The organism is Vibrio xiamenensis (genome assembly GCF_900100015.1).
GTDB lineage: Bacteria > Pseudomonadota > Gammaproteobacteria > Enterobacterales > Vibrionaceae > Vibrio > Vibrio xiamenensis.
On sequence record NZ_FNDD01000062.1, the window covers coordinates 1 to 6,720 of the forward strand.

7 protein-coding genes and 1 pseudogene are annotated in these 6,720 nt (G+C 45.7%); 5 read left to right on the forward strand and 3 right to left on the reverse strand.

From position 1 onward, the window contains the following. Window positions 1-281: IS200/IS605 family transposase (tnpA, locus tag BLS03_RS24905; protein WP_143015699.1), on the forward strand; the 281-nt coding region annotated here is incomplete at its 5' end. A 153-nt stretch (window positions 282-434) separates the two neighbouring features. Here the strand turns inward: tnpA and BLS03_RS24910 are convergent. Together BLS03_RS24910 and BLS03_RS24915 are read right to left on the reverse strand one after the other, a co-directional pair. Further along, window positions 435-1,373 carry a helix-turn-helix domain-containing protein gene (locus tag BLS03_RS24910; RefSeq protein ID WP_093279538.1) on the reverse strand — a complete coding sequence of 313 codons (939 nt, stop codon included), beginning with the start codon at window positions 1,371-1,373 and terminating at the stop codon, window positions 435-437. Window positions 1,374-1,589: 216 nt separating this feature from the next. Further along, window positions 1,590-2,504 carry a DMT family transporter gene (locus BLS03_RS24915; protein WP_176765697.1) on the reverse strand — a complete coding sequence of 305 codons (915 nt, stop codon included), beginning with the start codon at window positions 2,502-2,504 and terminating at the stop codon, window positions 1,590-1,592. Between the two features lie 287 nt (window positions 2,505-2,791). Here BLS03_RS24915 and BLS03_RS24920 point away from each other — a divergent pair, with 287 nt between their 5' ends. Genes BLS03_RS24920 through vctC form a run of 4 tightly spaced genes read left to right on the forward strand, consistent with a single transcriptional unit; the run spans window position 2,792 to window position 6,352 of the window. Beyond that, complete coding sequence (locus BLS03_RS24920) at window positions 2,792-3,694, forward strand: siderophore ABC transporter substrate-binding protein (protein WP_093279540.1); 903 nt, start codon at window positions 2,792-2,794, stop codon at window positions 3,692-3,694. A gap of 22 nt (window positions 3,695-3,716) precedes the next feature. Continuing rightward, on the forward strand, window positions 3,717-4,655 hold the full coding sequence (gene vctD / locus BLS03_RS24925) for an iron chelate uptake ABC transporter permease subunit VctD (RefSeq protein ID WP_093279541.1): 939 nt from the start codon (window positions 3,717-3,719) through the stop codon (window positions 4,653-4,655). Further along, complete coding sequence (locus BLS03_RS24930) at window positions 4,645-5,595, forward strand: iron chelate uptake ABC transporter family permease subunit (RefSeq protein ID WP_093279542.1); 951 nt, start codon at window positions 4,645-4,647, stop codon at window positions 5,593-5,595. The genes vctD and BLS03_RS24930 overlap by 11 nt, the downstream gene beginning before the upstream one ends. Before the next feature lies 1 nt (window position 5,596). Further along, the gene (vctC, locus tag BLS03_RS24935; RefSeq protein WP_093279543.1) at window positions 5,597-6,352 is read left to right on the forward strand and encodes an iron chelate ABC transporter ATP-binding protein VctC; all 756 of its coding nucleotides are present in this window, start codon (window positions 5,597-5,599) and stop codon (window positions 6,350-6,352) included. Window positions 6,353-6,408: 56 nt separating this feature from the next. On the opposite strand, the pseudogene BLS03_RS24940 reads toward vctC, so the two are convergent. Then, a pseudogene (locus tag BLS03_RS24940) lies at window positions 6,409-6,720 on the reverse strand (IS4 family transposase); the annotation flags it as partial.

Consider the following 6,720-nt stretch of genomic DNA (forward strand, 5'->3'; position numbering starts at 1 on the left):
TGGAATTAAATATTCAGCCAGATCACGTTCACTTGGTTGTGATAGTCCCACCGAAAGTATCGATATCGACTTTAATGGGGATATTGAAAGGGCGTTCAGCTATCCGATTGTTTAATAAATTCCCGCATATTAGAAAGAAATTATGGGGTAATCATTTTTGGGCGAGAGGGTACTTTGTTGACACAGTCGGTGTAAATGAAGAGATCATCAGGCGGTATGTCAGGCATCAAGACAAGAAAGATCAAGAATATGAGGCACAGTTAGAGTTGAAAATGAACTAACAGCGAAGGAATGCCCCCTTTTAGGGGGCTGTAAACCAAAGCCGCCTTCTAAGAAGGCGGATTTTTACTTCAAGATTTATTGTTGATTTTGCTAGCTTGATGGGCTTTATTCAACGCTGGCAAAGCTAATTCACGGTTTTCACAGGTTGATAATTAGCGAGTCAGCTCTTTTGGTGAGTAACCATAACACTTTTTAAATGTTCGGCTAAAGTGAGATAAATCCTTATAGCCAAAGGTGAGAGCCGCCTCGGTAACATTACTCACTTTGCGATTGACCAGTGCTTCGTAAGCACAGCTCAGGCGTTGAGATTGTAACCAACTGCGCGGGGTTTCCCCTGACTCTGCAAACACACGACTTAAAGTACGAAGCGAAATGTTTTTGTGCTTGGCAACTTGCTCTAAGCTCAAGTCTTCATCGGTGATGTGAGCACGAATGTAGGCTTTTATTTCGTTTAATAAGCGCGTATGCGACGAGTAATTGGAAAGGCTTGGCATGTTGTTGGTCGCTTTTGCCAATGCCGTCGTCAACATATCAAGAGTCGGAACGATAAAGTCGTCATCTTGGGCAAGTTCTGCGGATGATGCGATGACAGACGTATCCTGCATCAGCGACTTTACTAAGTGGCCATAAGCGGAACGATGACTGAGTATGGTTCCACCCAAATCGTCAATTCGAGTTATTTTTGACTGCACCAACGGGCGTGGTACGCGCAGCAAAATCGCGTTATAAGAACTGGTGTAATTAAACGAATACGGTTTTGCTGAATCGTATATCAGCACATCGCCTTTATTGTGTGCAACTTGTCGATTGTTCTGACTAAAAAAGCCGCTACCTTCAAGCATCACTGAAAGAAAGATATCTTCCCTTGGAATCGCGCGTAAGTCGGCGGGGCGACGGTCGTAACGAATGCTTTCTGATACCACGGTGCTGACCTCTGCTGAGCCAATGCGGTTCACCGTTGTGGTGGCATTAAAGCGATCTTGGTCTTGGGTGATACCAACGCACGGAGCGTAGAATTTGGAGACGACATCGTGCCAGTAGCTGAATCGATCTTTTTGGGCAAACGATTCGGTGCTAAATACGGTACTCATAGGTCGGCTTCTCCATCTTAACTTCCTTTTTATCTCAGCAAAATACGTGCCATATGCGGGTCAATAAATTAAAAATGCTTATTTTTAATTTATTGAAAATTATGAGAAAAATAATAATTTTTGCGAAGGCTAAGTATACAGCTTTAGCAGTGGAGACAAGACATAAAAAATGCGCACTATCAAAGTGCGCATTCACCAATAGAGTGCAAAAATTCGCTATGGTCTCTCTGGCAGCAACTCCTCGCCCGTGTTCTGTGAGTTGGACTCCGCCAAAATAATCGAGCTGGTGACGATCACTAAGGCTATCGCGTCTGTTAAGTTCAATGACTGATCATAAAACACAATCGAGAAAAAGGTCGATGCGACAGGAATGATAGCAAACGCCATTCCGGTGGCACTAGCTGGAATTTTCGTTACGCCGTTAAAGAAGCAGAAGTAAGGCACGGCCCATACCAGTACGCCGTAATACACCATAATCAGCAGATTGTGGCTATCCATTAGCTGCGTGGCATCAATACTGCTGTGTTCTAAAAGTAACATTAGTGGCAAGGTAAACACCATGCCGGTAAAGCACACGCCAGTCGCCATAGTGACAGCAGGCAGTTCGACGTCGTATTTTTTCGCGGCAATTACGCAGCCAGAAGTTGACAGTGTGGAAAGCGCAAGAAGCAGGATACCATAGAGAGAATTGCCGCCCGATGCGTCACTGGCTGGAATGGTTAAAATAAGCACCCCGGCGATGGCCATGATAATCGAAATGGCTTTCTTCCTGGTTAGCTTCTCGCCGAGCATAAAATAGGAAAGGGCTAACACTACTGCTGGCGCGATGCTGGTAAAGATGGATGCGGTAATGGCGTTGGAATAGGTAAAGCCATAGAGTAGAAATGCGGTATATAACACCGCGCCGAGTAGCGATTGTACGCTGATGATCGCCCAGGTTTTCAGACTCAGTGAAAAAATGGCAGGCGCTTTAATCAGCCGGCCGATGATGTAGAGAAATACAAACCCGATTGCAAAAGTGATCGCGATAAAGGTCCAAACGGGCAAACTATTCATTGAATCGGCAGCGATCGGATAGCTAACGCCAACCAATAAATAGCAAATAAGTACGGATACATATCCAATGTTCATGGTGATTTCCTTATCCTTAAGATTTATCGCCATCATGCCGCGATCGATTGCTAAACGCTTGCTCGTATCGGTCAATGTATTGAATGAACCCGCCAACTGAGAAAAAGTATCACAACGCTAAAACTCGGCGTTTGTTAAATTGAGCTTGGGTCGAGATACGGCCCTAGGCCTTACCCGCCCGAGGTCGTTCCATTTTTGCAACGAACAAATTGCTTTTGTAGGGATGACTTTTTATCGAATCTAAATGATAATGCATTGCATTCATATTCTTAGAGTTAGGTAATCCGATGAAACGAATCGCTCTCGCATTCATGGCCAGTGTTGTGGCCTTTGGTAGTCATGCCGAGATGGTAGAAATTAAACATGAAATGGGCACCACCCAAGTGGAAACCAATCCAAGCCGCGTTGTGGTGCTGGGCATTGGCGCTTTGGACGTTGTTGATAGCCTTGGAATCAATCCAGTAGCGGTGTCGAAAGTCAGCATGCTCCCAGATTACCTAAAAAAATACAGCGATTACCCATCTTCAGGCAGTTTGTTTGAGCCAGATTTTGAAGCGATTTATAACGACAAACCGGATGTGATCATCGCAGGTCCGCGCAGCGCGTCTCACTATGATGAGCTGTCTAAGATTGCACCTACAGTGATTTTTGGTTCGGCTCGCGGCGCCGACTACTGGCCAGCGACGCAGCAAGAGTGGCGCAAACTTGGCAAAGTGTTTGATAAACAGCAGTGGGTTGAGAAAAAAATTACCGAGCTTGATGCCCAATTTAAAGCGATTCGCGATTATAACCAAGCACACAACGCCGATGCGCTAACGGTGATGAGCTCTGGCGGTAATATCACCACCTTTGGTGCTCACTCGCGTTTTTCAATAATCTATAAAGACTTTGGTTTTAACGAAACCGTTAAGAATATCAAACCGAGCCAGCACGGCGACTTGATTTCTTACGAGTACATTCAAAAAGCTAACCCAAGTACGCTGTTTATTATTGACCGCGATAAGTTGGTTAACAAAGGCCAAAGTCACACGCATCAAGAGTTTGAGAACGATCTGGTTAAATCCACCAAGGCTTACAAGAACCAACATATGAAATACCTTGATTTGAATGCTTGGTATTTAGCAATTTCTGGTGTTAAAGCCACCGAGAATATGGTGGCGGATATCGAGTCTTCGATCGGTATGAATTAACACTTTCAAGCAGAGGTTAACTTTGAAAAAGTTATTGCTTGCCCTAATCACATTGAGCCTACTCTCACTTTTTGTGGGCGTAGGCCATCTTACGTTTAGTGACTTGCTCAGTGGCGATAGCCAGGCTTGGTCACTGCTGTTCACCAGCCGAATCCCTCGGCTTGTTGCGATTTTGCTTGCTGGGGCAGGGCTGAGTATCGCAGGGCTTATTATGCAGCAGATCAGTCAAAACCGCTTTGCTGCGCCATCGACATCTGGAACCATCGAGTGCGCCATGCTTGGTTATGTGCTGAGTTTGGTGATATTTGGTGATGGCAACAATTTGTGGTTGATTTTCGCAGTATCGATGGCAGGCACATTAGTGTTTGTGCAATTCATCAACCGTATTCAATTTAAGAACGCCATTTTTGTTCCTCTGATTGGGATCATTTTTGGTAACGTGGTGGAATCTGCCGCGACGTTTGTCGCCTATAAGTTTGATGCGATTCAGAACTTGCAAGGTTGGGCGGTGGCGAATTTTGCCAACTTATTGCAAGGCGATTATGAGCTGTTATACGTGGCATTACCGGTCGCGATTTTGGGCTATTTGTACGCGGCCCGCATTTCGGCGGTGGGGCTGGGTAAAGATTTTGCCACCAACCTGGGCCTTAACTATCAACAAGTATTGGTACTGGGCGTGGTATTGGTGTCTGTGATGGCTGCCAGTGTGGTGATGATCGTTGGTCGACTGCCTTTTCTTGGCCTTATCGTGCCCAACCTTGTGACCCACTTCTTTGGTGATAATCTGCGTAAAAACATTCCGTTGACCGCGATGGCAGGCGCGGTGACGGTGCTGGTTTGCGACTTGATGGGGCGCTGGATTATCTATCCATATGAAGTGCCTATCTCAATGATTATCAGCATTTTAGGCGGAGTGGTGTTTATTGGCCTGATTTTACGGAGGCAAAATCATGGCGGATAAACATAAGTTGTTGATTCTGGCTTTGATAAGCCTAGTGGTCGCGGGGCTGTTTATCGGTGTCGGTTTAACCGCTGACAACTATCAATATTTTCTCTCTCGCCGGGTGCCGAAAGTATTGGCGATTGTACTGGCAGGTGTTGCGATTGGGCAGTCATCGTTGGTGTTTCAAACCATTACTGGTAACCGAATTCTGACGCCGAGCGTGATGGGGTTTGATAACTTATACATGCTGACCCAAGTGCTGGTGGTTGTGGTGTTTGGCAGTTTGAGCAGTTTTGCGCTTAATGCTTATCTCAACTTCAGTTTGTCGGTGGCCGTGATGATGGCGTTCTCTGCCGGGCTATTTGCGTTTTACTTTCGCACTCAGCAGCGCAACCTGATGAGCTTACTGCTGCTTGGGGTGATTTTAGGGCAACTGTTTAGCAATATTGGCGCGTTTTTCACCATGCTGCTTGACCCTAACGATTTCACCACCATTCAATCCAAAATGTTTGCCAGCTTTAACAACATCAAAATGGATCTGGTGTATCTCTGTGCGCCTTTCCTTGTGTTGTTAAGTGCGCTGTTATATCGCATGCACCGCACCTTGGATGTGTTTTGGCTTGATCAAGACAACGCCATTAGCCTAGGCGTGGATGTTAAAGCAGTCACGTTTAAAACCCTCCTGCTGAGCGCTGGGCTGATTGCCATTTCGACTGCGCTGATTGGCCCGATTATGTTTTTTGGACTGTTGGTGACCAACTTAACGCGGGAGTTTATTACCAGTTATCGGCACAAGGTGCTTCTCACCGGATGTGGTTTGCTTTCGATTGCTTCGTTACTCACCGGCCAGTGGGTTATCGAAAATCTATTTGGTTTTTCAACCACGTTGAGCGTAGTCATTAATTTTATCGGCGGCATTTATTTCCTATCGATGCTGCTTCGAAACAAGGTGGTATAGCATGATTGAGCTTAAGCATTTGACCAAAGTGTTTGGTAAAAGCACAGTGGTTGAGGATGCCAGTGCGCAGTTTGAAAAAGGGAAAGTGACCTCGATCATCGGCCCAAATGGCGCAGGTAAAAGTACGCTGTTATCGATGGCTAGCCGTTTGATTCAAAAAGACAGTGGTAAGGTATTGATTGACAGTGTGTCTTTGGAAGAGTGGGATACCAAAGAGCTGGCGAAGCGTCTCGCGGTGCTGCGCCAAGCAAACTCAATAACCATGCGTTTTACGGTGCGTGAAATGGTCTCTTTTGGGCGTTTTCCTTATAGTCAGGGCAATCTTAAAGCACAAGATCAGAAAATTATTGACCAAGCGATCGCCTATTTGGATCTGACTCACATTGAGGATAAATACCTCGACGAACTCAGTGGCGGCCAGCGTCAGCTAGCGTTTATTGCCATGGTGATCGCTCAAGATACCGATTACGTGTTTCTCGATGAGCCGCTGAATAACCTGGATATCAAGCACTCGCTACAAATCATGAAAAACATTCGCCGTTTGGCTCACGACACCAATAAGGCCATTGTGGTGGTGATTCATGATATCAACTTCGCATCTTGCTACTCAGATGTGATTATCGCGCTTAAAAAAGGCCAAGTGGTGGCTAAGGGCAGCGTTGAGCAAGTGATTCAAGCAGACACGCTTGAGCGTATCTATGAGACGCCATTTAATGTAATCGAGCAAGATGGTAAACGCATGTGTACCTATTACTGAGCGCTTAGCGTTGCATTCGTTACTCGTCAAAAGCCCCGTGAATACGGCAATGTAGTTCACTTAAGCGGAGCTGCCTTGCGATTAACAGGATATCGGGTCTTTGATATTTTCACCGCCCTAGGCCGATTAGGCTTAGGGCGTTTGTCTATAAATAGGATTGATAAATCTCCACGCAGACTTTTTAGACGTTTCGGTGTATTACCCGGAGACACCGCTTTACTCATCACTTTTAGCTGACTTGCGATGAACTGACAAGCGTACTTAAAGCTGATTTCATTGGGCATTCGACCATGTTCTACTGCCGCTTGACTGGCTTCTCTTCTCACCAAGTTATAACCAAGTAATAGTCCCCATAACTCTTGATAGAC